The sequence below is a fragment of the Streptomyces mangrovisoli genome (assembly GCF_000974985.2).
Taxonomy (GTDB): domain Bacteria; phylum Actinomycetota; class Actinomycetes; order Streptomycetales; family Streptomycetaceae; genus Streptomyces; species Streptomyces mangrovisoli.
Genome location: NZ_LAVA02000118.1, coordinates 1 through 26,921, shown reverse-complemented (window position 1 = coordinate 26,921; position 26,921 = coordinate 1). Strand labels below are relative to the sequence as shown.

At 74.0% G+C, this 26,921-nt stretch carries 21 protein-coding genes and 1 pseudogene; 11 read left to right on the top strand and 11 right to left on the bottom strand.

The window, feature by feature from the left end:
- The first annotated feature begins 207 nt into the window (after positions 1–207).
- On the top strand, positions 208–2,568 hold the full coding sequence (gene treY, locus WN71_RS36190) for a malto-oligosyltrehalose synthase (RefSeq protein ID WP_046592019.1): 2,361 nt from the start codon (positions 208–210) through the stop codon (positions 2,566–2,568).
- Positions 2,569–2,854: 286 nt separating this feature from the next.
- A complete protein-coding gene (locus WN71_RS36185; RefSeq protein ID WP_046592018.1) occupies positions 2,855–4,105 on the top strand; it encodes a M14 family zinc carboxypeptidase in 1,251 nt (416 codons plus the stop codon).
- Between the two features lie 159 nt (positions 4,106–4,264).
- Here WN71_RS36185 and WN71_RS36180 read toward each other — a convergent pair whose 3' ends face one another.
- The 3 genes from WN71_RS36180 to WN71_RS36170 all read right to left on the bottom strand — a co-directional run bounded on the left by WN71_RS36180 (position 4,265) and on the right by WN71_RS36170 (position 6,848).
- Positions 4,265–4,789: an SSI family serine proteinase inhibitor gene (locus WN71_RS36180; RefSeq protein WP_046592017.1), complete on the bottom strand. Its 525-nt coding sequence runs from the start codon at positions 4,787–4,789 to the stop codon at positions 4,265–4,267.
- A complete protein-coding gene (locus WN71_RS36175) occupies positions 4,786–6,111 on the bottom strand; it encodes a M14 family zinc carboxypeptidase (RefSeq protein WP_420856560.1) in 1,326 nt (441 codons plus the stop codon). Before WN71_RS36175 ends, WN71_RS36180 begins: the two co-directional genes overlap by 4 nt.
- Positions 6,112–6,296: 185 nt before the next feature.
- On the bottom strand, positions 6,297–6,848 hold the full coding sequence (locus WN71_RS36170; RefSeq protein ID WP_046592015.1) for a DUF1707 and FHA domain-containing protein: 552 nt from the start codon (positions 6,846–6,848) through the stop codon (positions 6,297–6,299).
- A gap of 175 nt (positions 6,849–7,023) precedes the next feature.
- Between WN71_RS36170 and treZ the strand changes: the two genes are divergently transcribed.
- The gene (treZ, locus tag WN71_RS36165) at positions 7,024–8,772 is read left to right on the top strand and encodes a malto-oligosyltrehalose trehalohydrolase (RefSeq protein ID WP_046592014.1); all 1,749 of its coding nucleotides are present in this window, start codon (positions 7,024–7,026) and stop codon (positions 8,770–8,772) included.
- Between the two features lie 26 nt (positions 8,773–8,798).
- Here treZ and WN71_RS36160 read toward each other — a convergent pair whose 3' ends face one another.
- From WN71_RS36160 to WN71_RS36145, 4 genes are all read right to left on the bottom strand, one after another.
- Positions 8,799–9,839, bottom strand: coding sequence for an aminoglycoside phosphotransferase family protein (locus WN71_RS36160; protein WP_046592013.1), 1,041 nt, complete (start codon positions 9,837–9,839; stop codon positions 8,799–8,801).
- Positions 9,840–9,906: 67 nt separating this feature from the next.
- Positions 9,907–11,034 carry an aminopeptidase P family protein gene (locus WN71_RS36155; protein WP_046592012.1) on the bottom strand — a complete coding sequence of 376 codons (1,128 nt, stop codon included), beginning with the start codon at positions 11,032–11,034 and terminating at the stop codon, positions 9,907–9,909.
- Between the two features lie 98 nt (positions 11,035–11,132).
- Positions 11,133–11,783, bottom strand: coding sequence for a PDZ domain-containing protein (locus WN71_RS36150; RefSeq protein WP_079178386.1), 651 nt, complete (start codon positions 11,781–11,783; stop codon positions 11,133–11,135).
- 73 nt (positions 11,784–11,856) lie between these two features.
- Positions 11,857–12,720 carry a LysR family transcriptional regulator gene (locus WN71_RS36145; RefSeq protein WP_046592011.1) on the bottom strand — a complete coding sequence of 288 codons (864 nt, stop codon included), beginning with the start codon at positions 12,718–12,720 and terminating at the stop codon, positions 11,857–11,859.
- Between the two features lie 205 nt (positions 12,721–12,925).
- Here WN71_RS36145 and WN71_RS36140 point away from each other — a divergent pair, with 205 nt between their 5' ends.
- Positions 12,926–13,657 (top strand): CTP synthase C-terminal region-related (seleno)protein, encoded by a 732-nt coding sequence (locus WN71_RS36140; RefSeq protein ID WP_046592010.1) that lies wholly within the window; start codon positions 12,926–12,928, stop codon positions 13,655–13,657.
- A gap of 3 nt (positions 13,658–13,660) precedes the next feature.
- On the opposite strand, the gene cyc2 is transcribed toward WN71_RS36140, so the two are convergent.
- From cyc2 to WN71_RS36125, 3 genes are all read right to left on the bottom strand, one after another.
- The gene (gene cyc2 / locus WN71_RS36135) at positions 13,661–15,817 is read right to left on the bottom strand and encodes a germacradienol/geosmin synthase Cyc2 (RefSeq protein WP_046592009.1); all 2,157 of its coding nucleotides are present in this window, start codon (positions 15,815–15,817) and stop codon (positions 13,661–13,663) included.
- A 109-nt stretch (positions 15,818–15,926) separates the two neighbouring features.
- Entirely contained in the window at positions 15,927–17,123 is a 1,197-nt protein-coding gene (locus tag WN71_RS36130) for a damage-control phosphatase ARMT1 family protein (protein ID WP_046592008.1), read from the bottom strand.
- A gap of 22 nt (positions 17,124–17,145) precedes the next feature.
- On the bottom strand, positions 17,146–17,793 hold the full coding sequence (locus WN71_RS36125) for a ScbR family autoregulator-binding transcription factor (protein WP_046592007.1): 648 nt from the start codon (positions 17,791–17,793) through the stop codon (positions 17,146–17,148).
- A 680-nt stretch (positions 17,794–18,473) separates the two neighbouring features.
- Here WN71_RS36125 and WN71_RS36120 point away from each other — a divergent pair.
- Complete coding sequence (locus tag WN71_RS36120; RefSeq protein ID WP_046592033.1) at positions 18,474–19,415, top strand: lytic polysaccharide monooxygenase; 942 nt, start codon at positions 18,474–18,476, stop codon at positions 19,413–19,415.
- 50 nt (positions 19,416–19,465) lie between these two features.
- On the opposite strand, the gene WN71_RS36115 is transcribed toward WN71_RS36120, so the two are convergent.
- Positions 19,466–20,116: a hypothetical protein gene (locus tag WN71_RS36115; protein WP_046592006.1), complete on the bottom strand. Its 651-nt coding sequence runs from the start codon at positions 20,114–20,116 to the stop codon at positions 19,466–19,468.
- A gap of 660 nt (positions 20,117–20,776) precedes the next feature.
- On the opposite strand from WN71_RS36115, the gene WN71_RS36110 reads away from it, so the two are divergent.
- From WN71_RS36110 to WN71_RS36085, 6 genes and pseudogenes are all read left to right on the top strand, one after another.
- A complete protein-coding gene (locus tag WN71_RS36110; RefSeq protein ID WP_046592005.1) occupies positions 20,777–21,457 on the top strand; it encodes a DUF6230 family protein in 681 nt (226 codons plus the stop codon).
- Positions 21,454–21,894: a DUF6114 domain-containing protein gene (locus WN71_RS36105; protein WP_420856559.1), complete on the top strand. Its 441-nt coding sequence runs from the start codon at positions 21,454–21,456 to the stop codon at positions 21,892–21,894. The genes WN71_RS36110 and WN71_RS36105 overlap by 4 nt, the downstream gene beginning before the upstream one ends.
- A gap of 314 nt (positions 21,895–22,208) precedes the next feature.
- A complete protein-coding gene (locus tag WN71_RS36100; protein WP_046592003.1) occupies positions 22,209–23,360 on the top strand; it encodes a sporulation protein in 1,152 nt (383 codons plus the stop codon).
- Between the two features lie 111 nt (positions 23,361–23,471).
- Complete coding sequence (locus WN71_RS36095; RefSeq protein ID WP_046592002.1) at positions 23,472–23,927, top strand: tellurite resistance TerB family protein; 456 nt, start codon at positions 23,472–23,474, stop codon at positions 23,925–23,927.
- A 156-nt stretch (positions 23,928–24,083) separates the two neighbouring features.
- Positions 24,084–24,631, top strand: a pseudogene (locus tag WN71_RS36090) (substrate-binding domain-containing protein); the annotation flags it as partial.
- Between the two features lie 108 nt (positions 24,632–24,739).
- Positions 24,740–26,921, top strand: a 2,182-nt coding sequence (locus WN71_RS36085) for a sensor histidine kinase (protein WP_107469860.1), incomplete at its 3' end; no start/stop codon positions are given.

Sequence of the window (26,921 nt, the reverse complement as noted above, 5' to 3'; positions counted from 1 at the left end):
GGAGGGGGCGGCGTGCCCGGCACCCCGGGAGGGGCGCGGGGCACTGCGCGCCGGCCCCCACCGGGCCGCGGCCGCCCCACGCCCTCCGCCGTTGCGGTGATCACCGGAGGGTACGGGGCGGCCGCACCCCGGAAACCACGGCATCCCCGGCGGGAGCGGGTGGGCGGCGGATGACAGAAAACCCGCGAGGCGGGTACGTACCCCTTCATGACACCTGAGCACCCCGTACCGGCCGTGCCCACCGCCACCTACCGGCTCCAGCTCCAGCCCGCGTTCCCCTTCGCGGCCGCCGCGAAGGCCGTGCCGTACCTGGCCTCGCTCGGCGTCTCGCACCTGCACCTGTCTCCCGTCCTGGAGGCCGTGCCGGGTTCCGCGCACGGCTACGACGTCGTCGACCCCGCGCGCGTGCGCGAGGAGCTCGGCGGCGAGAAGGGGCTGCGCGCGCTCTCCCTCGCCGCGCGCGAGCACGGGCTCGGCCTGGTGGTGGACATCGTGCCCAACCACATGGCGATGGCCCCGCGCCACAACCGCGCCCTGTGGGAGGTGCTGCGCGAGGGCCCGAAGTCGCCGTACGCGCGCTGGTTCGACATCGACTGGGAGGCACAGGGCGGCCGGCTGCTGCTGCCGGTGCTGGGCGGACCGCTGGGGGACGAACTCGGCCGGCTGGAGGTCGACGGCAGTGTCCTGCGCTACTACGACCAGGAGTTCCCGCTGCGCGAGGGCACCGAGGACCTGCCGCTGCCGCGGCTGCTCGACGCCCAGTGGTACCGCCTGGCATGGTGGCGGCTGGCCCGCACCGAGCTCAACTACCGCCGCTTCTTCAGCATTTCGGAGCTGATCGGGGTACGGGTCGAGGACCCGGAGGTCTTCGAGGCCACCCACGGCAAGATCCTCGCGCTGCTGCACGAGGGCGTGGTCGACGGGCTGCGGATCGACCACCCCGACGGCCTCGCCGACCCCGGCGGCTATCTGGTACGGCTCAACGAGGCGACCGGGGGCCGCTGGACGGTCGTGGAGAAGATCCTCGCCGACGGCGAGCCGCTGCCCGCGTCCTGGCCCGTCGCGGGCACCACCGGCTACGACGCCCTGCGCCAGGTCGACGGCCTCTTCGTCGACCCGGCGGGCGCGGGCGAACTCCTCGGCCAGTACCGGCGGTTCGCGGCCCCGCAGACCGACCGCGGCGGCGAGTGGGAGGCGACCGTCCGGCGGGCGGCGTACAAGGTGATCACGCACGAGCTGGCCACCGAGATGGACCGGCTGACCCGGGTGGCGGGCACCCTGTGCGCCACGTCCCCCGACCCCGCGCTGCGCGACCGGGCGCCCTGGGCACTGCGCACCGCGCTCCAGGAGCTGCTGGTACGCCTGGAGGTCTACCGGCCCTACGGCCCCGGCGACGCGGCCGCCCTCCTCACCGAGGAGACGGCCGCCGAGGCCCGGCTCGCGTTCGTGGTGCCCGAGGAGGCGGGCGCCGTCGACGTCGTACGGGAGCTGCTGACGGGGCGGCCCGGCGAGGCGCCGGAGGAGGCGCCGGCGCTCGCGGAGTTCCGCGCGCGGTTCGCGCAGACGTCGTCCGCGCTGCGCGCCAAGTCCGTCGAGGACACGGCGTTCTACCGCTACGTGCCGCTGCTGTCGGCGACCGAGGTGGGCGGGAACCCGGGGAGCCCGGCCGTCCCGCCCGAGGAGTTCCACGCCTACTGCGGGCGCGTGCAGCGCGACTGGCCCGCCACCGGCACGGTGGTCTCGACCCACGACACCAAGCGCAGCGCCGACGTGCGGGCGGCGCTCGCGGTGCTGACCGAGTGCCCCGAGCGCTGGGCCGACGTGCTGACCGAGGTCACGCGCACCGGCGAGGGAGTGCCCGACGCGCAACTGGCGTGGGCGGCGTGGCAGACGGTGTTCGGGCTCGGCCCCGCGTCCGCGGAGCGCGTCCAGGACGCCCTGCTGAAGCATGTGCGGGAGGCCGGTCTGTACACGAGCTGGACGGAGCAGGAACCGCCCTACGAGGAGGCGGTGACGGCGTTCGTCGCGGCGGGCCCCTGCGGGGTGCCCGGCGAACGGGTGACCGCCTTCCGCGCCTCCCTGGAGCCGTACATCCGGGCCAACGTCCTCGGCACGGCCCTGGTGCACCTGACGATGCCGGGGGTGCCGGACCTCTACCAGGGCACGGAGGCGGAGTATCTGGCGCTGGTCGACCCCGACAACCGGCGGCCGGTGCCGTTCCCGCCGGACGCGCCCGGCGAGAAGGCCGCCGTGACCACCGCGGCGCTCCGGCTGCGGGCCCGCCGCCCGGCGGCCTTCGGCGAGTCGGCGACCTGCGCGCCGCTGACCGCGTGGGGCCCGGCGGCGGCGCACTGCGTGGCCTTCGCGCGCTCCGGGGACGTGGTCACGGCGGTCACCCGGCTCTCGCTCCGGCTGGCGGAGGCGGGCGGCTGGCGGGACTCCGTACTCCCGCTGCCGCCCGGCCGGTGGGCGGACGTACTGCGCCCGGAACGGGAGTTCGAGGGCGAGGCGCTCTTGGCGGACCTCTTCGAGACGGTTCCGGTGGGGCTGCTGGAACGGGTCGGGTGAGTCTCGGGCGAGGAGGCGCTCGCCCCGGGCCACCGGTTCGTCCCCCGGTTCTCCGGCTCCGCCCGCGTCTGTACGGCAACTCCCGCGGCCGTACGGCAACTCCCGCCCGCATAAGGGGAGTTGCCGGAGGCGTTCGGTCGGTTCCGGGGGCGGTGGGCGTCGCGCGGTCGCGCCCGGTGGACACCGCGCGCGCCGGGGCGCTCCTGGAGGCTCCCCGGAGCGTCCTTGACAGGTCTCCGAGTCCGTGGGGTACTGCGGGTGGCGACGCCGGGCGGACAAGTCGGGGGTGAGTCTCCTGCCGGAGCTGCGTTACCCCAGTGTGGCCGAACTGGTCACTGCCGCACGGGCGTTGACGGCCCACCGGCCGGCCCTGTGCAGCCTCCGTCAGGTGGGCACCAGCCGGGCCGGCCGCCCGCTGCACCTGCTCTCCGTCGGCCGTGCCACGCGCTCCGTCCTGGTGGTGGCCGGCGCGCACGCCAACGAACCCGTCGGCGGCGCCACTTCGCTCGCGCTCGCCGAACGGGTCCTACAGGAACCGGAGTTGCGGGCGGACACCGCCTGGCACTTCCTGCTCTGCGCGGACCCGGACGGCGCCGACCTGCACCGGACCCCGGCGCCGCGCAGCCTGCTCGACTACCACCTCGGGTTCTTCCGGCCCGCCGGGTTCGAGCAGCCGGAGTGGTCGCCCGCGGTGCTGCCGCCCGACCGGCTGCCGCCCGAGACGCACGCCCTGACCCGGACCATCGCCGAACTGCGGCCCTATCTCCAGGTCACCCTGCACGGCACCGAACTGGGCGGCAGCTGGGTGCAGTTGACGCGAGCGGTGCCGGGGCTCGCCGAACCGTTCGCCAAGTCGGCGGCCGAGCTGCACATCCCCGTGGAGACGGGCCCGGCGGACGCGGCGGGCTGGCCCGGGTGCGGGCCCGGCGTGCACGTGATGCCCGCGCCGGGCGCGACCGCCGCCTACCCGAGCCTGCCGGACGACGCGCGGCGGAGCACCTGGTACCACACCCATCACCACGGCGGTCTCACCGCGGTCGTGGAGGTGCCGATGTGGGCCAGCGACCTGGTGGACGATCCCGCCCAGCACCCCGCTCCGGCCGCGGCGATCCGGCGCCTGGCGGAACGCCTGCAACGCGACGCCTGGCAGGTCGAACGGGTCCTGACGGCGGCCGGGCCCAGGCTGGCGGGCGTGGACGACCCCCGGCTGCGGGCCGCCCGCTGGGGCCTCGAACTGGTGCCGGGCCTGGCCGCGGACTGGACGCGGACCGCGCCGGCCGACACCACGATGGCGTACGTCGGCAGCGTGGACGCCTTCGGGCGGCGGGTGCCGCTGCGCGCGGCGGCGATGCTGCTGCGGGTGCTGCGGGACACCGGCGACCCCGCGGCGGCCCGGCTCGAACACCTGGTGGCGCTCTGGAGCGACGCCTTCGCCGAGCGCTTCCGGGCCCGCTGGGTGCCGATCGAGAACCAGGTGGAGCACCAGTGCCGCACGGTCCTCGCGACGGCCCGTCACGCCCGCGAACAGGCCGGGTGAGCGGGCTCGCGGGCGGGTCCGCGGCACGCCGCGTGGACAGGTCCGCGGGCAGGTCGCATGGACAGGTCCGCGGGCATGTCCGGCCCCGCGCTCGGCGTGGCGCCCGCGGAGCCGGACGCCCTACGCCGCACGCCGCACGCCCCACGCCCCGCCCCACCGTCACCCGTCCAGCGCGAACACACTCCCCGTGCGCGCGTTCAGCTCGCACCGGTTGGCGAAGGTGTGGCGGTAGGTGACCGGCCGCCCGTGCCAGCGGCCGCGCGCCTCGGCGGTGACCGGGGCGTAGATCATCGGGCACATGACGTCCTGGGTGGGCAGGGCGGCGATGTCGCCGTGGGCCGTGGCCAGCTCCGCGCAGGCGTCGGCGGCGCGCGCGTGGCCGCGGGGCGGGTCGCAGGTCAGCAACGCGCCGCGGGTGCCGCCCGCGGTGACGGCGACGTACATCCAGTCACCGGCGAAGCCCGCGCCGGACGCCGTACGGGAGACGGCCCGTACCGCTCCCGCGCGCGCGACGCGGGAGACGGGCCTGACGGGCGCGTCGGGCGCGGTGCGGGCGACGGCCCGGACGGGTGCCGCGGGGCCGGTGAGGCCGGCGGCCTGGGCGGTCGTCGGGATCGCCGCGAGAAGGGCGGCCGCCACCGGCAGCGCGCCCCGGACCGCCGTCGTTCTGGTGAAGTGGGTCATTCCAGGTGCATCGGCACACCGGCCTGCGCACCCAACTCCGGCTCACCCGAACGGGCAAGGGCGCGCGCCCGCCGTTCGGCGAGTTCGAACGCGTCGAGGACCACGGCCGCCTGGTACTCGGTCTGGCGCGCGACCGGGATCCAGCGCGCCCGGAAGCCGTCGCGGTACTCCGCGCACCACACGTCGATGATCCGGTCCAGCTCGGGCAGGACCCCGGCCCGGTCGCGTCCGGTGCCGCGCACGACCTGGTGGAGCAGGCCCGCCGTGCGCAGCGCGAGCCGGCGCCCCGCGATGCGCAGCCCGGCCAGGTGGCCGGCGCTGAGCGGGGGCAGCGGGCGGGCCGCGGCGGCGTCGGAGTCGGGGTCCCAGGCGTCGGCGAGCCCCGGGCAGACCAGCAGGTAGTCCTCGACGGGCGCGAGCAGCCGGGTGGCCTCCGGCACTTCCGCGAGGTGCGGCGCGATCCGCTCCAGGAGCCGTTCGAGCAGCCGCATGTCGGCGCGCAGGGCACGGCTGACGGCACGCAGCACGGCGTCCGCGTCGGCGGGCGGCGCGGCGTCCTCCACGGCGGTCACCCCCCACATGGGCGCCTCCACGATCGCCGTGAAGGTGCCGTACGGCTGCGGGTGGAACCAGGTCGACTCGACCGCGGCCTCCGTGATGGCGGCGGCCAGGTCGCCGCGGTGCGGCGGCGGGATGCGGTACACGGCGGGGCCGAGGCAGGGCCAGTACAGGGCGTCGCAGGGGCCGACCTCGCGCGGGACACCGAGGCTCCCGGCGATCCGGGCGACGCGCGGCGCGAGGCCGGGCAGGTCCCGGGTGAGTTCGACGAAGCCGCCGCCGACGTCGACGCCGTGCAGCGAGCACTGGAACAGGGGCCGCAGTTCGTCCTGTACGGCGAGCAGCGCGCGGGTCTCCGGCAGCGCGGCGGCCGCCGCCCCGTCGGGCAGCCACTCGGGCTGTTCGGCGAAGCCGGGGCGGAAGAAGTGCCGGAAGTAGTGGCCGAGTTCGTACGGTCCCGACAGCCAGCCCTCGTTGCGGCGGGAGCCGTCGGGGTCGAGACACAGCAGCAGGTTCCAGGTGACGTCGGCGCCCTCGGTGAGCCGGGGGTCGGCGAGGGCGCGTTCGGCGAGGCGGAGGACGGTGGCGCCGCCGACCGGCTCGTTCGCGTGCGGTCCGGCGACGACTAGGGCCTGGCGGCCGCCGTGGCCGATGGACAGCAGCCACAGCGGGGTGCCCGCGCGGGAGGTCCCGACGCGGCGCAGCCGCGCGTCCCGGGGGCGACCGTCGACGAGCGCGGCGGCGCGGGCGGCCAGCTCGTCCACGGTCGGGTAGCGGAGGGGAGGCGGCAGGGCACACCTCCACAAAGTGGTGCCGTCGGTTCACCTGGTGTGCATGGTGTACGCACAGTCAGTCACGGCTCGGGGGGTACGTCAACACCGCGGCCGGAACGGGATGATGAGCCGATGCACACGGTAAATCCCAGGCCAGAGGTGAGGTCGCACTTGGCTCAGTGCGTGGCGAGCCGGTACGCCATGCGTCCGAAGCCCACCTGGTCGCCCTCGCGGACGACGGCCGCGCCGATCACGCGCCGCCCGTTCACCGTCGTGCCGTTGGTGGAGCCGAGGTCCCTGAGGACCCACATGCCGGCCTGGTGGCGCAGTTCGGCGTGGACCCGCGAGACCGTCTCGTGGTTCAGCCGCAGCCCGTTGGCCGGATCGCGGCCGTTCCGCAGCGGATGGCCGACCGCCGGGTTCGGCAGCAGCAGCTTGGGCAGCCGCTCCGCCTGCCACGCGGAGCGCAGCCGTACGGTGAAGCCGGACACCGCCTCGACCGCGCCGAACACCACGCGCGCGACACGGTTGTCCTGCGGCAGATCCGCGGTGAGCGCGGCGAGTTCGTCCGCGCGGCGGGCGGCGAGCGCCAACTCCATGCGCCGGAGGAACGTGTCGTGCGACAGCCGCCCTCGGGCGACTCCGTCACGGAGCACCTCCAGCGCCTTGTCGCGCTCCGCGTCGGACAGCCGCGCGGGGTACACAGGGAACTCGAAGGACGACGTCACGCTGGTGATTGTCGGTCAGTGAACGTCGGGTGTCCAGAAAACGGGGAAACGGCCCGCCAGGGGCGCACACATGGCGACACCCGCCGGGAAATGGGGTGATGCAAACGCGGATCGATCTCGTTTGAAGGACGATGGACGGGCTACATCACGGTGAGCAGACGAAGGGGAACCGTCCGTGCAGTTCGAGGTGTGGGCACCGCAGGCAGACCGGCTGACGCTCCACTGCGAGGGAGTCGCGCGCGCGATGGAGCGCGACACGGAGCGGGAGGGATGGTGGATCGCGGAGGCGGACGCGGGCGACGGCACGCGCTACGCCTTCGCGGTGGACGACGGCCCCCCGCTGCCCGACCCGCGTTCGCGCCGCCAGCCGGAGGGACCGGACGGGCCGAGCGCCGTCGTGGACCACGGCCGGTACGCCTGGCGCACCGCCGACCGGCCCGGCCGCCCGCTGCCGGGCGCGGTCCTGTACGAGCTGCACGTGGGCACGTACACCCCCGAGGGCACCCTGGACGCGGCCGCGGACCGGCTGCGCCACCTCGTCGAACTCGGCGTCACACACGTGGAGTTGATGCCGCTGTGTCCCTTCCCCGGCCGCCACGGCTGGGGTTACGAGGGCGTCTCGCTGTGGGCCGTGCACGAGCCGTACGGCGGCCCGGAGGCGCTGAAGCGGTTCGTCGACCGGGCGCACGAACTCGGCCTGGGCGTCGTCCTGGACGTGGTGCACAACCACCTCGGCCCGTCCGGCAACTACCTCCCCGCGTTCGGCCCGTACTTCACCGACACCCATCACACGCCCTGGGGCGCCGCGGTGAACCTGGACGCGCCCGGCTCGGACGAGGTCCGCGACTTCCTGGTCGGCAGCGCGCTGGCCTGGCTGCGCGACTACCGCCTCGACGGGCTGCGTCTGGACGCCGTGCACGCCCTCCAGGACACCCGCGCCCGTCACTTCCTGGAGGAACTGACCGCGGCCGTCGACGCGTTGGCGGCGGAACTGGGTCGGCCGCTGTTCCTGGTCGGCGAGTCGGACCTCAACGACCCCCGGCTGATCACCCCGCGCGCGGAGGGCGGCCTCGGCCTCGACGCGCAGTGGAACGACGACTTCCATCACGCCCTGCACACCGCGCTCACCGGTGAATCCCAGGGCTACTACGCCGACTTCGCCCGCTCGCCGTTCGCGGCCCTCGCCAAGACGCTCACCGGCGGCTACTTCCACGACGGCACGTACTCCAGCTTCCGCGGCCGTCACCACGGCCGCCCGCTGGACCGCGCGCGGGTCGCGGCGCACCGGCTGCTCGGCTACGGCCAGACCCACGACCAGATCGGCAACCGCGCCCAGGGCGACCGGCTCGCGGCCACCCTCTCCCCGGGCCTCGTGGCCTGCGCGGCGGCGCTGGTGCTGACCGCGCCGTTCACGCCGATGCTGTTCATGGGCGAGGAGTGGGCCGCGGGCACGCCGTGGCAGTTCTTCACCGACCACACCGATCCGGAGCTCGCGGACGCCGTACGGCGGGGCAGGCGGCGGGAGTTCGCCGCGCACGGCTGGGCCGAGGAGGACATCCCCGACCCGCAGGACCCGGCGACCCGCGACCGTTCCTGCCTGGACTGGTCCGAACCCGAGCGTGAACCCCACGCGCGCGTTCTCGACTGGTACCGGCGGCTGATCGCCCTGCGGCACGACCAGCCCGACCTGTTCGACCCGGACCTGGCCGACATCCGGGCGGCGTACGACGAGAACGCGCGGTGGTTCGCCTTCCGGCGCGGCGACATCCGGGTGGCGGTGAACCTGGGCAAGGAGACCGCCGCGATCCCGCTCGGGCCCCGCCCCGCGGAGGTCCTCGCGGCCTGGGAACCGGTCACGGCGCCCGGCGCGGACGGGCTGCTGCACGTGCCGGCCGAGTCGTGCGTGGTGCTGACGCAGTCCTAGCGCGGGGGCGAGGCGGCCCCGGTTCCCTACGACTCCTCGTCGAGGGGCTCGTCCTTGCCCCGCAGCTCCGTCACCCGCTCCAGCAGGATCGCCTCCCAGGCGTGCCGCAGTTGCGCCCGGAGCACCGGCAGGGGCGGACCGTCGCGGCCGTCGAGGCGGGCGCCGAGCTGGAGGACGCCGTCGCAGCGGGCCAGCCACAGTCCGCGCAGGCAGGGGCGGGCGCCGTACCCGGCGAGGGTGGCGGCACGGACGGCGGCACCCGAGCCGACCGCGAGGGCGAGACAGGCGATGTCCTCGGCGGGGTCGCCGACGGCCACGTCGGCCCAGCCGAGGACGCCGCGCACCCGGCCGTCGGCGCTGACCAGGAGGTGGTCGCCGCGCAGCCCGTGGTGCACGAGGACGGCGGTGCCGTGCTGCGCGGCGAGCTGCGCCGCGCCGGGCGAGGTCAGCTGCCGCAGCAGTCCGGGCTCGAACTCGTCGGCGGAGCCGAGGCGCCCGGCGGCGTGCAGGGCCATCCGGCGCAGCGCCTCCAGGGACCGCGGCGCCGCGCGCGGGACGCCGAGCGCCTCGGCCTGGCGCAGCGGCACCTCGCGCAGCCCGCCGAGGAGCCCGGCGAGGTCGGCCTCGCCGACGGCGGTCACGTCCTGTTCCTGCGCGGTGCTGCCGGGCACCTTGGAGTCCAGCGTGTACGCGAGGCCGGGGGCCCAGTCGCCGTGCGCCACGCTGACCGGCACGGTGACCGGCATGTGCGCCCGGACGAGGTCGCGCAGGCGCAGTTCGCGGCGGAGCCGGGCGGAGGCGTCGCGGTCCGGGGCGAGCCGCAGCACGTGCCGGGTGCCGACCCACCAGGTGGAGTGCACACCGGCTGCGCCGCCGTCCGCTCCCTCGCCGCTCTCGCCTTCCTCGCCCCCAGAACCCCCGGAACCTCCAGAACCCCCGGCGCCCTCGGCGCCCGCGCGGGAGACCGGCCGGACCTCCGCGGCGGGCGGACCGTCCGTGCCGTCCCCGAGCAGGGAACGGACGAGTCTGCGGACGATGTCCGGGGTGGGCGTCGGTGCCTGGGTCATGAGCGCGCCGTTGTCGTCGGTGGGTGATCGGGGCGGTGGGCCGTGCCGGTGGCGGTGACCGTGGCCGTCAGTCCACGATCACCATCTCGCGGGTGGTGTCGTTGAGGCGGCGGCCGCCGTCCTCGGTCACCGTGACGATGTCCTCGATCCGCACCCCGAACCGGCCGGGCAGATAGATGCCGGGCTCGACGGAGAAGCACATGCCGGGAACGAGGGGCTGCTCCTCCCCCTCGATCATGTACGGCGGCTCGTGCGTGGTGACGCCGATGCCGTGGCCGGTGCGGTGGATGAAGTACTCGCCGTAGCCCGCCTCCGTGATCACCGCGCGGGCGGCGCGGTCGACCTCCTGGCAGGGCACGCCGGGGCGGACGGCCCGGAACCCCGCCTCCTGCGCCGCGCGCACGATGTCGTGGACCGTGCGCTCCTCGTCGGTCGGCTCGCCCACGTGGACCGTGCGCGAGGTGTCGGAGCCGTAGCCGCCCTTCAGGCCGCCGAAGTCGAGCACGACCATGTCGCCGCGCCCGATGACCCGGTCGCTGACCTCGTGGTGCGGGTTGGCGCCGTTCGGGCCCGAGGCCACGATGGTGAAGTCGACCTGGGAGTGCCCGAAGCGGCGCAGCAGGTCGGCGAGGTCCTGGGCGACCTCCGCCTCCCGGCGGCCGGCGAAGGGGACCTTGCGGATCTCCTCGAAGGCCGCGTCGGCGGCGGCCCCCGCGGCGGCGAGGAGGGTCAGTTCCGCCTCGTCCTTCACGGCGCGCAGCATCGGCAGCGCCTCGGTGAGGGAGGCGTAGGAGGTGCCGGGCAGGGTCCGCTGGAGGCCGAGCAGATGCATCGCCCAGGCGTTGTCGCTGATCCCGAAGCGGCCCACGCTGTCGAGCAGGTCGGCGGTGACGGCGTAGGGGTCCTTGCCGTCGGTCCAGTCGCGCAGGGTGAGGGCGGGGGCGCCGGTGGCCCGCCGGGCGTCGGGGGCCTCCAGCGTGGGGACCACCAGCATGGGGTCCCGGCCGGGCGCGAGGACCAGCAGGGTGAGGCGTTCGGTGATCGCGGTCGGGGCGTAGCCGGTGAGCCACACCATGTCGGGGCCGGGCGCGACGAGCAGGCCCGCGAGGCCCGCGTCGGCCGCGGCGCCCGCGGCACGGTCCATCCGGGCCCGGTACTCGTCGGCGGTGAAGGACTCGGGTGTGCTGCCGGACATCGGGGCCTCCGTGGACGTGCGAAGGAACACTACGGGCAGCATCCTGCCCGTCCGTGAGGGCCCGCGCGAGCCGGTATGGCGGGTGTCGGCGGGCCGGGTCAGGTCACGACCGCGGGGGTGGCCGTCAGCTGCTGGTAGCCGCCGCCGCGGTGGCGCACGGTCAGGACGACGCCGGTGCCGGGGCGGGCGGCGGCCACGGCGCGGGCGAGGTCGGCGGCGTCGTCGACCCGGGCGCCGCCGAGGGTGAGGACCACGTCGCCGCGGACGAGCCCGGCCGCGTAGCCGGGGCCCGGCACGTGCACGCCGACGATCAGGGCGCCGGGCCGGGTGTCGTCCACGGCCTCCACGCCGAGGGTGGCGGCGGGTGCCGCCGGGGCGGTGGGCGAGGCGGCGGCCGTGGCGGGATGCGCCGGGGCGGTGGGGCCGGGCCGCCCGGTCCGTGCGGTCCGCGGACCGGCCGCCGCCTGCCGCTGTACGTCGGCGAGCTTGCCGTAGCCGATGACCGTGGCCCCCACCGTGCCCAGGCCGACGCCGGTGAGGACCAGGACCGTACCGGCGAACAGTGCGAAGAGCAGGGTCCGCAGACGCCTGCCACGACGGCGTGCGGCGTGCGGCCGCCGGGCCGGGGCGGGCGTGGTGGACGGGGTGCCCGAGGTGGACGGAGTGGCCGAGGTGGACAGGTCGGACGGGGTGGCGCCGGGGTGTTCCCGGCCGGGCATCGGCTTGGGACGCAACGCTGTCTGTTCCATGGATCGCCTCCGTCAGGTGCCTACCCGGCGGCCCGGCGGGGGACGAGCCACGAACGAGTGAGACTGACCGAGGTCACGGCTGCCGCAACGCCTCCACCAGGTCCGCGGCCGCGCCGCGCGGCGGGCCCCCGTGGAGCAGCTCGCCGCGGTGGACCACGCGGGGCTCGGCGAGCGGTACGGCGACGGTCCCCGGCACCCCGTCGGCCACCGGCGCGGGCAGCAGGGCGAGGCCGTGGCCCGCGGCGGCCAGCGCGGTGAGGGTGTGCAGGTCGATGCCGTCGTAGCGCAGGGCGGAGCGGAAGCCGCCGCCGCCGGTCGCGGCACGCAGCTGGGCGAGCGGCAGTCCGGCGTCGGGCGCGTCGATCCAGCGGGCGTCGGCCAGGTCGGCGAGGCGCAGTGCGGGGCGGCCGGCCAGCGGGTGCCCGGCGGGCAGCAGGACGCGGACCTGCTGCTCGCCCACGGCGTGCGCGGTGAGCGGGGCGACGTCGGGCAGCCGCAGCGGGTCGCTGGGCGCGGCCAGACCGTCGACGAGGCCGAGGTCGGCGGTGCCGGTCGCGACGGCCGCGGGCACCTCGTCCCGGGCCAGGACGCGCAGGGTCACACCGGCCGGGGGCAGCGCGGCCAGGACCCGCGGCCCGAGGGAGGTCGGCGTGGCGGCGAGCGTCAGGCCCTGCACGGGCGCGGCGGCGAGCCGTACGACGTCGGCGCGGGCCGCGGCCAGCCGCAGCAGCAGAGGCCCCGCGTGGTCCAGCAGCCGCTCGCCCGCCGCCGTGGGCACGACCGGGCGGCGGGCGAGCAGGGGCGTGCCGAGGTCCTGTTCGAGGGCGGCGATGTGCTGGGAGACCGCGGACTGGGTGTAGCCCAGCTCGCGCGCGGCCGCCGAGAAGGAGGCGAGGCGCGCCACGGTGACGTACGTGCGCAGCAGATGCGGATCCATGCGGCACAGCATCCCCCGACGGACCCGTCCGCCTCCGCGCCCCGGTGCCCGCCACGGACCCGTCCGCCACCGCGGCCCCGAGCCCGTCACGGACCCGTCCGCCTCCGACCCTCCGAGCCCCGAGCCTGCTCCATCAGGATCACTGATGGACCGTCCAGAAATCATCGTTGGACGTGAATCCGCCGCGGCCCGCAGGATGAGGGACATGACCAAGACCCCAGTCCGCACCGCCAGGATCGCCCTGGTCGGGGACCGCTCCCCCACCGTCGTCTCGCACACCCGCGTCCCGTTGCTCCTGGAGGCGCTCGCCACGCGGGACCGGCTCGTCCTCGACGCCTACTGGGTCCCCTCCGAGGACGCGGAGGCCGAGGACGCGGTGCGCGGCTTCGACGCCGTGTGGGTGCTGCCGGGCAGCCCCTACCGCAGCGAGGCGGGCGTGCTGTCGGCGATCCGTACCGCGCGGGTCGAGGGCATCCCGTTCCTCGGGACGTGCGGCGGGTTCCAGCACGCGCTGCTGGAGTTCGCCCGGGACGTGTGCGGGCTCACCCGTGTCGCGCACGCCGAGAACGACCCGGACGCCGAGGACCCGCTGATCGAGGCGCTGTCCTGCTCGCTGGTGGGCCACCAGGCCGCGGTGCGCCTGGAGCCCGGCTCGCTCGCGGAGTCCGTGATCGGCTCGGAGCGCACCGTGGAACGGTACTTCTGCGCCTACGGCCCCTCCCGTCACCTCGACACCCTGCGCGCCCACGGGCTGCGCTTCTCCGGCCACGACGAGGACGGCCACCCCCGCGTCGCCGAACTGCCGGACCATCCCTTCTTCCTGGCCACGCTGTTCCAGCCGGAGCTGTCCGGGGACGGTTCGCGCCCGCACCCGGTGGTGCGGGCGCTGGCCCGGGCGGCGGTGGAGCACGCGGCGACGCCGGTGCGCACCGGCTGAGGCTCAGGCGCGGAAGCCGCCCACCGGCAGCCGGTCGGGCACGAAGGCGTGGGTGCGGCCGGCCAGGTAGGACGCCCGGTAACGGTCGACCTCGCGGTGCCAGTTCAGGATGCCCGCCATCCAGTGCCGCAGGTCGGCCACGTACTCCTCCACGACCCCGCGGGCCTCGTCCGACAGCCCGAAGTCCTCGTACAACACGGGCAGTTCGCGGGTGGAGACATGCTGGAACTGCTCCATGCGCCGGGTCATCAGATCGTGGACGACGCGCAGGCCGGTCGGGTAGTCGACGCCGAAGAAGTTCTGCACGACGAGGATCGCGTTGTGGATCTCGCCCTCGTACTCGATCTCCTTCTGGTACGAGAACACGTCGTTGACCAGGCACGCGTAGTCGGCCGCCGCGTTCTCCAGCGAGCGCACGGGTCCGCTCGCGTACACCTCGGGCGGCACGGCGGGACCGTGGCCCATGCGGCACATGCTCATGGTGAGGTCGGAGCCGAAGGTGGCGCGGCGCATCTCCAGGTAGTCGACCGGATCGGGGATGCGGTTCTGGAGCTGGTTGGACAGCTCCCACACCCAGCTCTCGGTCATCTTGTCCACGGCCGTGCGCAGGGTGCGCCGCTGGTCGGGTGTCATGGCCACGGTGGTGCGCGCCCACAGGTCGGCCAGCGCGCGTTCCATGGCGTTGACGGGGGCGGGCACCGGCTCGCCGTCGAGCGGCATGCAGCCGGAGAGCCGCGCGGTGGTCGCACGGGCGGCGGCGAGGTCGCGGCGGTGGCCGTACACGAGCGGGTAGTAGTCGTCGCCGTACGTCCCCCAGGCGAGCCACTGCGAACTGAGGTCCAGGGCCTCGGGGGTGGCGTCCGGGTCGATGCCCGCGGCGCACAGCGGGAGGTCGGCGGCGGCGAGCCGGTCCTCGTCCCAGACCCCCTCCGCGAGGATGCCCATGGCGTGCGACCAGGCGCGCAACCGGTGGCGGGCCTCGTCGAGATGGGGGCTGAGCTGCACCTGGAACGGCATGACGAACGCGGGCAGCAGGGACGGGCCGACCTTCTGGAACGGCAAGTGGCGGTAGGCGCGCAGGCGTTCGGCGGCGGCCGAGGCGAGCAGCGCGCCCACGTCGGCCGCCGAGGCGCCGGGGCCGCACGGCGTGCGCCAGGGGGCGGTGGGCAAGGCGCCCTCGTTCATGTACCGGCTGGAGCGCAGATGCCACTCGTGGCCGCCGGACTGCCAGTCCTGAAGTCCCTTCGCGTACGCCGCCACCGCGGTGGTCTCGGCCGGGGTGAGACCCCGGTCCAGGGCGAGCGCGGGGACCTCGGTGAGCGCGGTGTGCTCGAACTGGTGCAGCCGCGAGGTCAGGACGTCGTTGACGAGGTCGGCGGCCTGCTGGGTGGTGCAGTCGAAGAAGGTCTCCAGGACGAGGACGCCGTTGCTGAGTTCGCCCTCGTCCTCGACCTCGCGCTGGTAGGAGAACAGGTCGTTGCGCAGGTGCACGGCGTCGGAGAAGGTCTCCATCAGCACCCGCAGGGGCCTCGACTCCGCTACGGACGCGGGCACTTCGGCCGTCGCGTACTCCACGAGCCCCGCCGACCAGGGGGCGCCGCCCACCTTGCGGCGCATCTCGATGTACTCGACGGGGTTGGCGATCCGCCCCTCGTCGATGTTGGACAGCTCCCACAGGGACTCGTTGAGCAGGTGCTCGGTGGCCACGGCGAAGCGGCGCCGCCAGTCCACGGACATCGCGGGCACCGTACGCGCCCACAGGTCGCCGAGCCCCGCCTCCACCGGGTTCTCCGGCGCGGGCACGGGGGTCGCCGGGTCGGCGGGCATGAACAGCGGGAGCCGGTCGAGATGGGCCTTGCCGGCGGCGCGGTCCTGGGTGCGCTTGTACTTCTCCAGGAAGTGGTCGTCGAAGAAGAACACCCACACGTACCAGTCGGTGATCAGGGACAGCGCGGGACCGTCGCAGTCGGGGTGCGTGTACGCGCACAGCAGGCCGTAGTCGTGCGCGTCGAGGTCGTCCTGGTCCCAGACCCCCGAGCCCTCCAGCATCCCCATCTCGCGCGCCCACCGCGTCGAGTGGGCGCGCGCCTCGTCGAGGTACGGGTTGAGCCGCGCGGGATACGGCATGTAGAAGTGCGGGAGTTCGAACGGCTGCGTCATGGCCGGGCCCTACCCGGGGCCCCGGCGGGCCATCCGCGGCGCCGGACATGATCACACCATCGCGTGAATCATCCCGAATCCCCGGAACTCGGGCGCCCGCACCCGGCGTTCACTCAGGACCGGGCCTCCCGCAGGTGGCGTTCACCTGGATCAGCGCATGGGTGCCGCCGGTGCGCCAGCGCGATCCCTCCGCCGCGTCCAGCGCCTTCACGGTGGCCGGGTCGAGCCCGGTGACGACGTCGGACTTCAGGGTGCGCAGCGCGACCACCGGACCCGGGAACCGGGCGGTGACGTCGGCGAACGGTGTGGTCGGCGGCCAGCGCCGGTCGCCCACCAGGCGCCGGTAGTTGAGGTCGCCCTTGACGACGGTGACGACGGCCGACGCGAACTCCTCGCGCAGGTCGCCGGGGAGTTCGGCGAAGGGCAGCGGCGCGGCGGAGAAGGCGTGCGCGCGCGGCACGAGCCGGCCCTCGGTCATGGCCTGCCAGAGCACGCGTCCGTACGACGCCGCCGCGCCCGGCGCGGCGCCGATCCGGCGCACCGCGTCGAGGACGTCGGCGGTGGTCGCGTCGGAGACGTAGTAGGGGTACGGCTTGACGTGCAGGACGACGCGGTCGATCCGGCCCTGTTCGAGCAGATGGGCGATGAGCAGCAGGTCGGGGACGAGTTCGCGGCCGGCGTTGTCGGCCACCAGGCAGAGCGTGCCGGAGCCGGGCAGCAGCGCCCAGAACGCGTCGCTGTCGTCGGCGACCAGGTCCGGTACGGCGGCGCCGGGTCCGGTGCCACCGGCGGAGAGGCGGAAGCCGAGGTCGGCGCGGTTGCCCCAGAGCGAGCCCGCCAGCAGGGCCCGGTCCCGGTCGGCGGGCGGCAGGTCCGCGAGGGCGTCGAGCGCGGCCAGTTCCCGGTCCGTCTCGGGCGCGTCGAGTTCCCTGAGCTTGGCGGGGCGGAAGGGGTCGACACCCTGCCAGGCGCCGGGGGCGAAGTAGCCGACGGCTTCGAGCAGGCACCGGTAGAACCAGCTCTCGGACCAGAGCCAGGGCAGGTCGAACCAGGACCGGCCGGCGTAGGAGGCGGCTCCCCAGTCGTCCCAGCGGTCGCGGTCGTGGGCGCCGGCCGGCAACGGCTCGACGACGCCCCGCGTGCAGTTGGCCAGCAGCGCGTCGAGGGCGCGGCGGGGCCCGGGGCCGTAGGGGAAGGAGTCCCGCACCTGCCGGATGATCGCGGGGTGGCGCTCGGCGAGGACGCTGTGCGGGAAGGAGCCCGGTTCGTTGCCGAGAAGCAGGGGCGCGGCGGGTGGGGTGGGCATGCGCCTCACCGTACCGCGCGGGTCACGCGGTTCTGATCTCCCGCTCCAGATGGGTGGCGAGGGTGAGGTAGCGGGCGCGGCGGGGCACGGGTACGAGGCCGCGGACGATCAGGTGCCACATCTCGGCCAGTCGGCGCGGGTGACGCGCCACCGGTTCGAGGGAGCGGCCGACGAGACGGGTGCCGACGAAGAAACAGACCAGGGAGTGGGCGGCGGCGTCGACGTCGATGTCGGGGTGCACGTCGGACTCCCGGACCGCGCCGAGCAGTCTGCGCGAGGTGATGTCCAGCCACTCGGTGTAGGGGTGGCGCAGCGGTGGCCGCACCTCGACCTCCCCGGTGGCCAGCCGCAGTCCGGCCCGCGGGATCGGGCCCTCCACGGCGAGGCGGGCGTAGGCGAACGTGGTGCGCATCAGGGACTCGAGCGAGGAGTAGCCGCGTCCCTCCATGTCACGGGCGATCTGGCGGGACTGCTGGGCCTGGAGTTCGAGGATGGCCTGGGCCAGGTCCTCCTTCGCGGCGAAGTGGAAGTAGAGCGCGCCCTTGGTCACGCGGGCGTGGTCGACGATGTCGCTCAGGCTCGTCGACTCGTAGCCACGACGGTCGAACAGGTCTGCGGCGGCCGTGATGATCGTCGCGCGGGTCTGCTCGGCGCGTAACTGCCTCGCCATCGACTGGACTTCCTCTCGCGAAAAGAACGGGACACGCCGTTTGTTTTTTCGGACCGTCTGTACACGATAGCCCACGATCCGCCCAAGGCGCCTGCCCTGTCCGGGACTTCCGCATCCCCCGCCGCGCCGCACCTTTCGGCCACGACGAACGGGCGTTCACCCGCAGATTGTTCGAAAGACACGTGTAACTAGGGCGCCGATGGCTTCAGTTGCCACATGCTTCGCGGACGCCCGTGATCACGGCATATGCCCCACCTCATTCCGCTCCGACCCGACGACCGCCGGAACGGCCGCCCGATGATCGCCAGGTTACGAGCCGAACGGTTTGTTTTCAATGCGGATATGGGGGAGCGCGAGGCATACGAAAGGGCCGGCCGATGCACCTCGCACCGGTCGGCCCACCCTCCGCCGAGCCGCGCCGACGGGTCGCAAGTCGGCCGTCGGCGGCGGGGGTCCCCCGTCGCCCGGCCCGAGCGCGGGACGCACCCTCGGGCGGCGGTACGACGCTCGCGCGAGCCCGACGCGACGGCCGCGGCCCCGGTACGACGCTCACGCGTGCCCAACGCGACGGTCGCGGCCCCGGACCACGCTCGCGCGACCCGGTCTGAACGCGCCGCGCGCCGCGCCCGTACTGAAGGCGAGCAGCATCGATGTCCACGCCCGCCGAGGAGCCGTCCCCGATGAGTCGCACGACCGCACGCCTCAGAGTCACGGGGGCCGCCGCGGCGGCCTCGGGCCTGCTTCTGCTGTGCTCGGCGAGGCCCGCCCAGGCGCACGGTGCGCCCACCTCCCCCGTCAGCAGGAGCTACGCCTGTTCCCCCGACGGCGGGTCGTACACGAAGACCGCCGCCTGCCGGGCGGCAATCGCCGCGAACGGCGCGCCCTTCACCTTCTTCGACGACGTACGCGTGCCGAACGTGAACGGCCGCGACCGGCAGACGATCCCGGACGGGAAGCTGTGCGGCGGTGGACTCGACGCCTACAAGGGGCTGAACCTCGCCCGCACCGACTGGCCGTCCACCCGGTTCGCCGCGGGCGCGCGGATGACGATGACGTATGCCGCGCCGATCCCGCACGAAGGCAGCTTCCGGCTCTATCTGACGAAGCCCGGCTACGACCCGACGAAGCCGCTGACCTGGTCCGACCTGCCCACCCAGCCGTTCGCCACGGTCAAGGACCCGGCGCTGAGCAACGGCGCGTACCACTTCACCGTCACGCTGCCCGCGGACCGCACGGGACACCAGGTGCTGTATACGGTCTGGCAGACGAGCAGCACGCCGGACACCTACTACTCCTGCTCGGACGTGGTGTTCCCGGGCGGCGGGTCGACCGCGCCGGCGGCCTCGAAGAAGGCGACGGCACCGGCGCACTCGGCGAGCGCGTCCGCGAGCCCGAAGCCGTCGAAGTCGTCGACGCCGAGCGCGTCCGCGAGCCGGTCGAGTGCGCCGAGCGCGTCCTCGGCCCCCGCCGAACCGGCCGCGGCGCAGGCCGAGAGCACGCCGGTGGCCTCCGCCACCGGCGCGCGGTCCGGGCCCTCGGCCCCGCTGTGGGCGGGCGGCGCCGCCGCGGTGCTGGTGCTCACCGGGGGCGCCGCCCTCGCCATGCGCCTGCGCAGGCGCTGACCTTCATACGGTCGCACCTGCGCAGGCTTTGAACTCGATTGCCCTGAACGTCAGTTGACGAAGACGGAGGCCGTCCCGTCGGTGACCGGGGCGTACTTGGCGGTGAAGTAGCCGTTCGCGAAGCACAGCGACGAGCCGGAGACCTTCGTGAACTGCTGGCTCGCGAAGTTGATGCTGCTGTCGGCGTTGTCGGCGGTGCCGCTGAGGGCCGATGCCTGGTAGACGCAGGTGATGGAGCCGAGCAGGGTCTTCAGCTTGACCGTGGTCTGGATCGCTCCCGCGCTGCCCGCGGTGACGGACACGGTGCCGTCCGAGGCCACCGTGGAGGTGTAGGGCAGGTTGTCGACCGTGATGCTGGTGACGCCGGTCACACCGATCACGTTGGTGGAGCAGGTGCTGGCGTCGAAGGTGTGCCCGGTCACCGACTCCGATGCGGTGCCCGGGGCGGCCGGGTTGTCGGTGACGCCCGCGGTGAACTGCGAGCTGGTGCACGAGACACCGCTGGTGCCGGTGGCGCTGGAGTAGAGCGTGGCCTTGGTGCCGGTGGCGAGCGGGGCGGTGACGACGTCCCCGACCGCGACGGCGGCGCCGCCGGCGCTGCCCGTGGTGAGTACGGGAACGTCGTCGGCCGACGCGGGAACCGCGGCGAGCGAGAGGGCGGCGACGGTTCCGGCCAGGGCGAGCAGAGTGCGGGTGCGCATGGGGGGTGCCTCTTTCTCTCGGGTGTGGGGGTCCATGAGTGGACGAGCACGAGTGGACGAGCTGGACGTGGGGGGTTGATGGCGCGGTGCGAACGGGGTCGGCCGTTGCCGGCCCGTGACGCCTTCTCCGTACGTGACGGACCGGCAACGGCTTCAGGCCGGACTCCGGCCGAGGGCCCTCGGGGGGAAGGCCCTCGGCCGGGCCGGTAGGAGGCGGCGGGACACGGGACTTGGGGGAAGCGACCGTGGTCCGGTTGCCGCATGAGGTGATCTCGGGGTGGCTTGCGCCCCGGTGAACGGAGGAAATGCTCCGGGAACACGGCCGGTTCGCCGTGCGAGCAGGATCCGGCGCCACGGACCCTGGGGAAGCCAGGCAGAGTTGTAGACCCGTTCAGCGGTCAACGTCAATACGCAGCAACGGAGTTGACTGATAGTCAACTCACGAAGCCCTGCTGACACACAATCAACACCCGTTTTTCACATCCGCCTTGACCCTGAAATGTAACCACCGGTAACTTCCTCGTTGGCTACTGCTGCGTAACCAGAAAGCCCTTGCGACGCCGGGAGTCGCAAGGGCGTGCGCCGCAGCCGCTGTCCGCGCCAGGACAACACGCCGCCTGAAGCCCAACTCGCACTTGACCTATGCACATGGGAGCAGACATGGCCTCGTCCTCGGACCTCTCGTCCGCCGACAACACCCCGGAACCACCGGACAGCGGTTCCGGGACCACCGACGCCACCGGCAGACGTGGACGGATCCGGATGCGCCGGGCCGCCGTGCTGGCGGTGCCGGCCGCGGCGGTGACCGCGGGACTCGCGATCCTCACGGCCCAGGGTGCCCTGGGCGTCCAGTTCGCCATCTCCGGAATGCCGTTCGTGGTCACCGCGGACCAGCTCAACGGAACCGGGTTCGAGCAGTACGGCGCGCTGGACAACATGATCGAGAACAGCCCCAACGCCGGTGACACCGGCGGCCAGGAACTGGTCGTCACCTCGGTGGTGAAGAACGGCACGATCACCAACATGTGCCAGAGCGTCGACCTCGGCGGCATCCAGCTGGTGCTCACCGCGGGCACCGGGTCCACGCCGGTCAGCGTGTCCAACCTGGCCATCGACTCCGACGACATCAAGGGCGACGCGTCCTTCAACAACATCGAGATCGGCCGCGACGCCAGCACCTTCGACAAGGCCGGCGTGCAGGGCCCCGAGGGCGTCTACGGCCAGCAGGCCGACGGCGTCGTCATCAACCACCTCTACCAGCACAACTACGCCGCCACCGCGGCCGTGTTCAAGCTCCCCGGCCTGCACATGAAGTTCGACAGCGACGGTTGCTCGCAGTGAGCCGCGTGGGCCGGTGGCGGCGGGACTTCCGGGAGTGGCGGGGCGGGCGGCCCTTCCTGGGCGGTCTGCTGCTCACCCTCGGCGGTGCCGAGATCCTGGTGACGATGAAGGCCCCGCTCCCGGTCATCCTGCATGTCGGGATGCAGGGCCTCGCCGGATATCTGCTGCCCGCGCTCATGCTCGTCTGCGGACTGCTGATCCTGTTCAACCCGGCGCAGCGCCTCTTCTACTGCCTGCTCGGCATCCTGCTGTCCCTGGGCACCTGGCTGACCTCCAACCTCGGCGGCTTCCTCGTGGGCCTGCTGTTCGGCGCGGTCGGCAGCTGCGTCACCTTCGGCTGGCTGCCGGACCAGGAACCGCGGATCAGCCGCCGCAGGCGCAGGCAGGCGGCCCGCGAGGCCGCCTCCGTGGGAGTGCCCCCCACCGAGGCGGCCTGACGCTCCGGCCGGCCTGACGCTCCGTCCGGTCCGGCCGCCGTGCGTCCCGCCGCCCGGGGGTGAGCGGGACGCACGGCCGTGCCCCGGCCGCGGTGGGCCGCGGTCCCGTCCTGGCCGCCGCGTCCCCGTCCGGGCGACCGCGCCTCCGTCCTGGCTGCCGCGTCACTGTCCGGGCCCGCCGATGCCTCGGGCGCGTCGCCCGATCGGGTGAGCTGGGAACTTCCCCGCCGTCGTGCACAGTTCAGTGGACAGCCGGGCGGCACGCACGCCGTCCGGTCCGATGACGGTGCGGCGGGTGAAGGAGCGACGGCGGCATGGTGTTCAGACGACTGCTCGGGTCGATGGGGGTGGGCGGTCCCCAGGTCGACACCGTCCTCGCGGGCGGCGCGGTGGTGCCCGGCGGGACGTTGTCCGGCCAGGTGTGCCTGCTGGGCGGCGAGAGCGCCGAGCGGATCGAGCACATCGGCCTGGAGCTGCTCGCCCGGGTCGAGGCGGAGCACGACGACGGCGAGAGCGAGGGCGCGGTCGTCTTCGAGCGGTTCACGGTCGGCGGCGGCTTCGTGCTCGGCCCGCACGAGGAGCGCGCCGTGCCGTTCTCCGTACCCGTGCCGTGGGAGACCCCGGTCACCGAGCTGTACGGCCAGCCGCTCGGCATCGTCCTCGGCGTGCGGACGGAGCTGGCGGTGGCCGGCGCCCGGGACAAGGGCGACCTGGACCCGCTGGTCGTCCGTCCGCTGCCGGTGCAGGAGGCGGTCCTGGAGGCGCTGGGACAGCTGGGCTGCGGCTTCCGCTCGGCCGACCTGGAGTACGGGCACATCGGCGGCACCGGGCAGACGCTGCCGTTCTACCAGGAGATCGAGCTCACCCCGGCGCCGCAGTACGCGCACGCGGTGAGCGAGTTCGAGCTGACCTTCATCGCCTCGCCGGCCGGCTGCCAGGTGGTCGTCGAGGCCGACCGGCGCGGCGGCCTCTTCTCCTCCGGCCACGACGAGCTGAGCCGCGTCTCGCTCGGCCACGCCGACGCGCACACGCTGGACTGGAACGCCGAGGTCGACGGCTGGCTCCGCCGCCTGACCGACCGACCGGCCCACCAGCCGTCCCTCGGTCACCAGGCTGCCCCCTACGCCTGTGCCCCGCCCGTCCACCACGACCCGTACGGCCACGGCGCTCATGGCCACCAGGACCCGTACGGCCACCAAGGCCACCACGTCGACCACGGACATCACGTCGGCCACGGGCATCACGGCCATCACGACCCGTACGACAGACACGACGGGCACGGCTCCCACGGCTCGTACGACTCCTACGACCCCTATGACAAGGACGACGACCACCGCTCCGGGCCCGGCGTGGGCACGGCGATCGCGGCGGGGGCGGCGGGTCTGGCCGTCGGCTTCGTCGGCGGGATGGTGGCCGACGAGATCGTCGACGAGATCGGGGACTTCTTCGACGGCGACGACGACTAGGGCCCAGGGACGGCGGCACCGGAACCAAACGGGTGTCCCGGCAGTTCCTACGGAGCGCGGGCACGACCACGCATACGCCTACGAACAAGACTACGCACAATGGGAGTTCTCATGGCCCTCTGGGACCGCGTCAAGGAGTCCGCGTCGCAGATGCAGACGCAGCTCGTCTCGAAGAAGAACGACCTGAAGAGCGGTGCCTTCCGTGACGCCAGCATGGCGATGTGCGCGCTGGTGGCGGCGGCCGACGGGACCGTAGACCCCTCCGAGCGGCAGCGGGTCGCCCAGCTCATCGCGACCAACGAGGTGCTGCAGAACTTCCCCGCGGACGATCTGCGCCGCCGGTTCGAGGAGAACCTGAACAAGCTGACCGCCGACTTCGCGTTCGGCAAGGTGAGCGTGCTCCAGGAGGTCGCCAAGGCGAAGAAGAAGCCGGCCGAGGCGCGCGCCGTCATCCAGATCGGCATCGTCATCGGCGGCGCGGACGGCGACTTCGACAAGACGGAGCAGGGTGTGGTGCGGGAGGCCTGCTACGCCCTGGACCTGCCGCCGCACGAGTTCGACCTCTGATCCGCCGACCGGTGTCCGCCGCCCGGCCGATCCGGGCGGCGCCACCGCCAACTGCGGTGCCGCATAAGGCTTTTTGCCGTACTTGAATGACAACTCAGCGCGCCCGGTCGGCACGCGTCGGCCGGCGGGGGCCTTCCGACCCTCTTGCTCGGCTGCCAGGACGAGAGCGTCGCCGGGCGGGCGGTCGGCGACAAACTCGACGGCCTCGGGGCCCGGCACGCCCTGTGCGTGATCCACGAGCGCGGCAACGTCGCCCTGGAGGCGCGCTGCGCGGGGGGGTGAAGAAGGACTTCGGCGGGCAGACGGACCTGCTCTACGTCGACGGCACGGACATGACCTCGGTGACCGAGACGATCGCGGCCCGGCTGCGGCAGGACCCCGGGATCGACGAAGTGGTCACGCTGGGAGCCCAGTTCGCGCTGGCCGCGGTGACGTCGGTGCGGCAGGCCGGGAGCCGGGCGAAGGTCGCCACGTTCGACCTCGACAAGGAGCTGGTGAAGTCGGTGCGCGACGGCGACGTGCAGTTCGCGGTGGACCAGCAGCCGTATCTCCAGGGCTATCTCGCGGTGGACGCGCTGTGGCTGTACCGGACGAACGGGAATGTCAGCGGCGGCGGGGTGGCGCCGGTGCTCACCGGTCCGGCGTTCGTGACCAGGACCAACGTGTCGTCGGTGGCCGGGTTCGCCGCCGCCGGCACCCGCTGAGCGGGCCCCCGCGGCCACCCCGTCGCGGGAGATTGGCGCACTCACGGTGCGGGCGGTCACCGGGAGGGCTAGCATCCTGCGCACACGTACGGGACATGAAGGACGACGATGTCTCCACGGACCGGTTCCCGGCGCCGTCTCGGCTCCATCCGGCTCTCCCTGACCCTGCTGGCACTGGTACCGGGCGTCACCCTGGCCGCGCTCTGGTGCGTGACGACGACGCAGATGTTCGCGGAGGGGCTGCGGCTGCGCTCGCAGACGGAGCTGAGCCGCTCCACCGGCGCGATGGGCACCGAGGCGACGCTCGCCCTCCAGCGGGAGCGCAGCCTCTCGGCGGTGTGGCTGGCCTCCCCGACGGGCTCGCGGACCACGCTGGACGCGCAGCGCCGGCGAACCGACGCGGCGGTCGCGAAGCTGACCGGCCGGGCGGCGGAGATCCGCGGGGCGCCCGCCCGGATCAAGGAGCGGCTGTACTCGGTGCTGGCCTCCGTCGGCAGCCTGGAGTACTACCGCGGACAGGTGGACCACCCCACCGACATCACGGCCGCGCAGGCCCTCGGCCAGTACACCTCGATCATCGACGACCAGATCCAGGGCTTCCAGGAGCTGTCCCAGGTCGACGACGGCGACCTCACCTCGCAGGCCGGTCCGCTGGTCGCGCTGGAGCACGGCGCCGAGCTGGTCTCCGAGGAGGACACCCTGCTCACGCTGGCGGGCCCCGCCGGATCGATGGACGAGAAGACCTGGTCGCAGTTCACCCAGCTGGTGAACGCGCGGCGGTGGCTCGTCGACAACCAGATCGAACCCGTCCTCACCGGCAGCGCGAAGACGGAGACCGAGGCGATCCTCCGGAGCGCCGACTGGAGGACGCTGGAGTCGGTCGAGGACCGGGTCCTCGCGGCCCGCGCGTCCTCGGACGGCGCCGGCGCGCGGATCCCCCTGCCCGATGTGCACAAGCAGTGGCGGGCCGCGCTGGGCAGGGTCACCGACCGGTACGGGGCCCTGATCGACCGCGAGACCGGCGCACTGCTCGACCGCAGTGCCGCCACCGCGCACGGGCTGCTGGTCACGGCGGCCTCGTCGAGCGCCGGCGGTCTGGCCGCCCTGCTGCTGAGCGTCGGCATGTCGTGGCGGATCATCCGCTCGCTCTCCCGGCGGCTGCGCGGGCTGCGGCTCGCCACCCTGGGCCTGGCCGAGGAGCGGCTCCCCGACGTGGTGAGCCGGCTCGACCGGGGCGAGAAGGTCGACGTGGAACTGGCCACCCCGCCACTGGACTACGGCGACGACGAACTCGGCCAGGTGGCAAGGGCGTTCAACACCGCGCAGCGCACGGCGGTGCGCACCGCCGTCGAACTGGCCGACACCCGGCGGGGGTTCCGGAAGGTGATCCTCGGGATCGCCCGGCACAGCCAGAACCTGGTCAACCTCCAGCTGACCCGCCTCGATCTGTTGGAGCGCGGCCAGGACGACCCGGAGATCCTCAGAGGGCTCTACGAACTCGACTCCACCGCCAGCCAGTTACGCCGCTTCGAGGAGAACCTGGTCATCATCAGCGGCGAGCAGCCGCGCCGCAGCTGGACCGAGCCGGTGGCGCTGATCGACATCCTGCGCAGCGCCGTCGGCGAGGTCGCCGAGTACCGGAGGGTGGAGGTACGCGCCGAGGAGGCGGTGTCGCTCGCGCCGCCCGCGGTGGCCGACGTGATCCATCTGCTGGCCGAGCTCATCGACAACGCGACCGCCTACTCGCCCCCGCCGAGCCCGGTCGGGGTGCGGGCGGCACTGGTGGCCCGGGGGCTCGCGGTCGAGGTCGAGGACCGGGGCCTCGGCATGTCCGACGAGGACTACGCGGTGCTCAACGCCCAGTTGGCGGTGGCCCCGCAGTTCGACGTGGTGGCGCTCGCCGACGACCTGCGACTCGGCATGTTCGTGATCGCGCGGCTCGCCCACCGGCACGGCATCGGGGTGACGCTGCGCCCGTCGCCGTACGGCGGGACGACGGCGATCGTGCTGCTGCCGTACGACATCGTGGTGCGCGAGACCCCCGGCGCGCGCCGCCCCGCCCCGGAGGGCGGGGGTACGGAAACCGGCGTCGAGGCGACCGCCGTGCCCGGCCGAACCGACACCGCCGTGCCCCGGCAGGCCCGGGCCGAACCCGTACCGGACCTCCCGGACCCCGTACCGGACCTCCCGGACCCCGTTCCGGACCTCCCGGACCCCGTTCCGGACCGCCCCGACCCGTTGCCGGACCGCCCCGCACCCGTATCGGACCACCCCGAACCCCGCCGCACCC

What these genes read in the sequence shown, in the direction of transcription:
- WN71_RS36120 (WP_046592033.1), top strand. Translation starts at nt 18,474, where the DNA reads ATGAGTCGCACGACCGCACGCCTCAGAGTCACGGGGGCCGCCGCGGCG.
- treY (WP_046592019.1), top strand. Translation starts at nt 208, where the DNA reads ATGACACCTGAGCACCCCGTACCGGCCGTGCCCACCGCCACCTACCGG.
- WN71_RS36130 (WP_046592008.1), bottom strand. Translation starts at nt 17,123, where the DNA reads ATGCCCACCCCACCCGCCGCGCCCCTGCTTCTCGGCAACGAACCGGGC.
- WN71_RS36100 (WP_046592003.1), top strand. Translation starts at nt 22,209, where the DNA reads ATGGTGTTCAGACGACTGCTCGGGTCGATGGGGGTGGGCGGTCCCCAG.
- WN71_RS36125 (WP_046592007.1), bottom strand. Translation starts at nt 17,793, where the DNA reads ATGGCGAGGCAGTTACGCGCCGAGCAGACCCGCGCGACGATCATCACG.
- WN71_RS36110 (WP_046592005.1), top strand. Translation starts at nt 20,777, where the DNA reads ATGGCCTCGTCCTCGGACCTCTCGTCCGCCGACAACACCCCGGAACCA.
- WN71_RS36155 (WP_046592012.1), bottom strand. Translation starts at nt 11,034, where the DNA reads ATGTCCGGCAGCACACCCGAGTCCTTCACCGCCGACGAGTACCGGGCC.
- WN71_RS36180 (WP_046592017.1), bottom strand. Translation starts at nt 4,789, where the DNA reads ATGACCCACTTCACCAGAACGACGGCGGTCCGGGGCGCGCTGCCGGTG.
- WN71_RS36145 (WP_046592011.1), bottom strand. Translation starts at nt 12,720, where the DNA reads ATGGATCCGCATCTGCTGCGCACGTACGTCACCGTGGCGCGCCTCGCC.
- WN71_RS36150 (WP_079178386.1), bottom strand. Translation starts at nt 11,783, where the DNA reads ATGGAACAGACAGCGTTGCGTCCCAAGCCGATGCCCGGCCGGGAACAC.
- WN71_RS36140 (WP_046592010.1), top strand. Translation starts at nt 12,926, where the DNA reads ATGACCAAGACCCCAGTCCGCACCGCCAGGATCGCCCTGGTCGGGGAC.
- cyc2 (WP_046592009.1), bottom strand. Translation starts at nt 15,817, where the DNA reads ATGACGCAGCCGTTCGAACTCCCGCACTTCTACATGCCGTATCCCGCG.
- WN71_RS36095 (WP_046592002.1), top strand. Translation starts at nt 23,472, where the DNA reads ATGGCCCTCTGGGACCGCGTCAAGGAGTCCGCGTCGCAGATGCAGACG.
- WN71_RS36160 (WP_046592013.1), bottom strand. Translation starts at nt 9,839, where the DNA reads ATGACCCAGGCACCGACGCCCACCCCGGACATCGTCCGCAGACTCGTC.
- WN71_RS36115 (WP_046592006.1), bottom strand. Translation starts at nt 20,116, where the DNA reads ATGCGCACCCGCACTCTGCTCGCCCTGGCCGGAACCGTCGCCGCCCTC.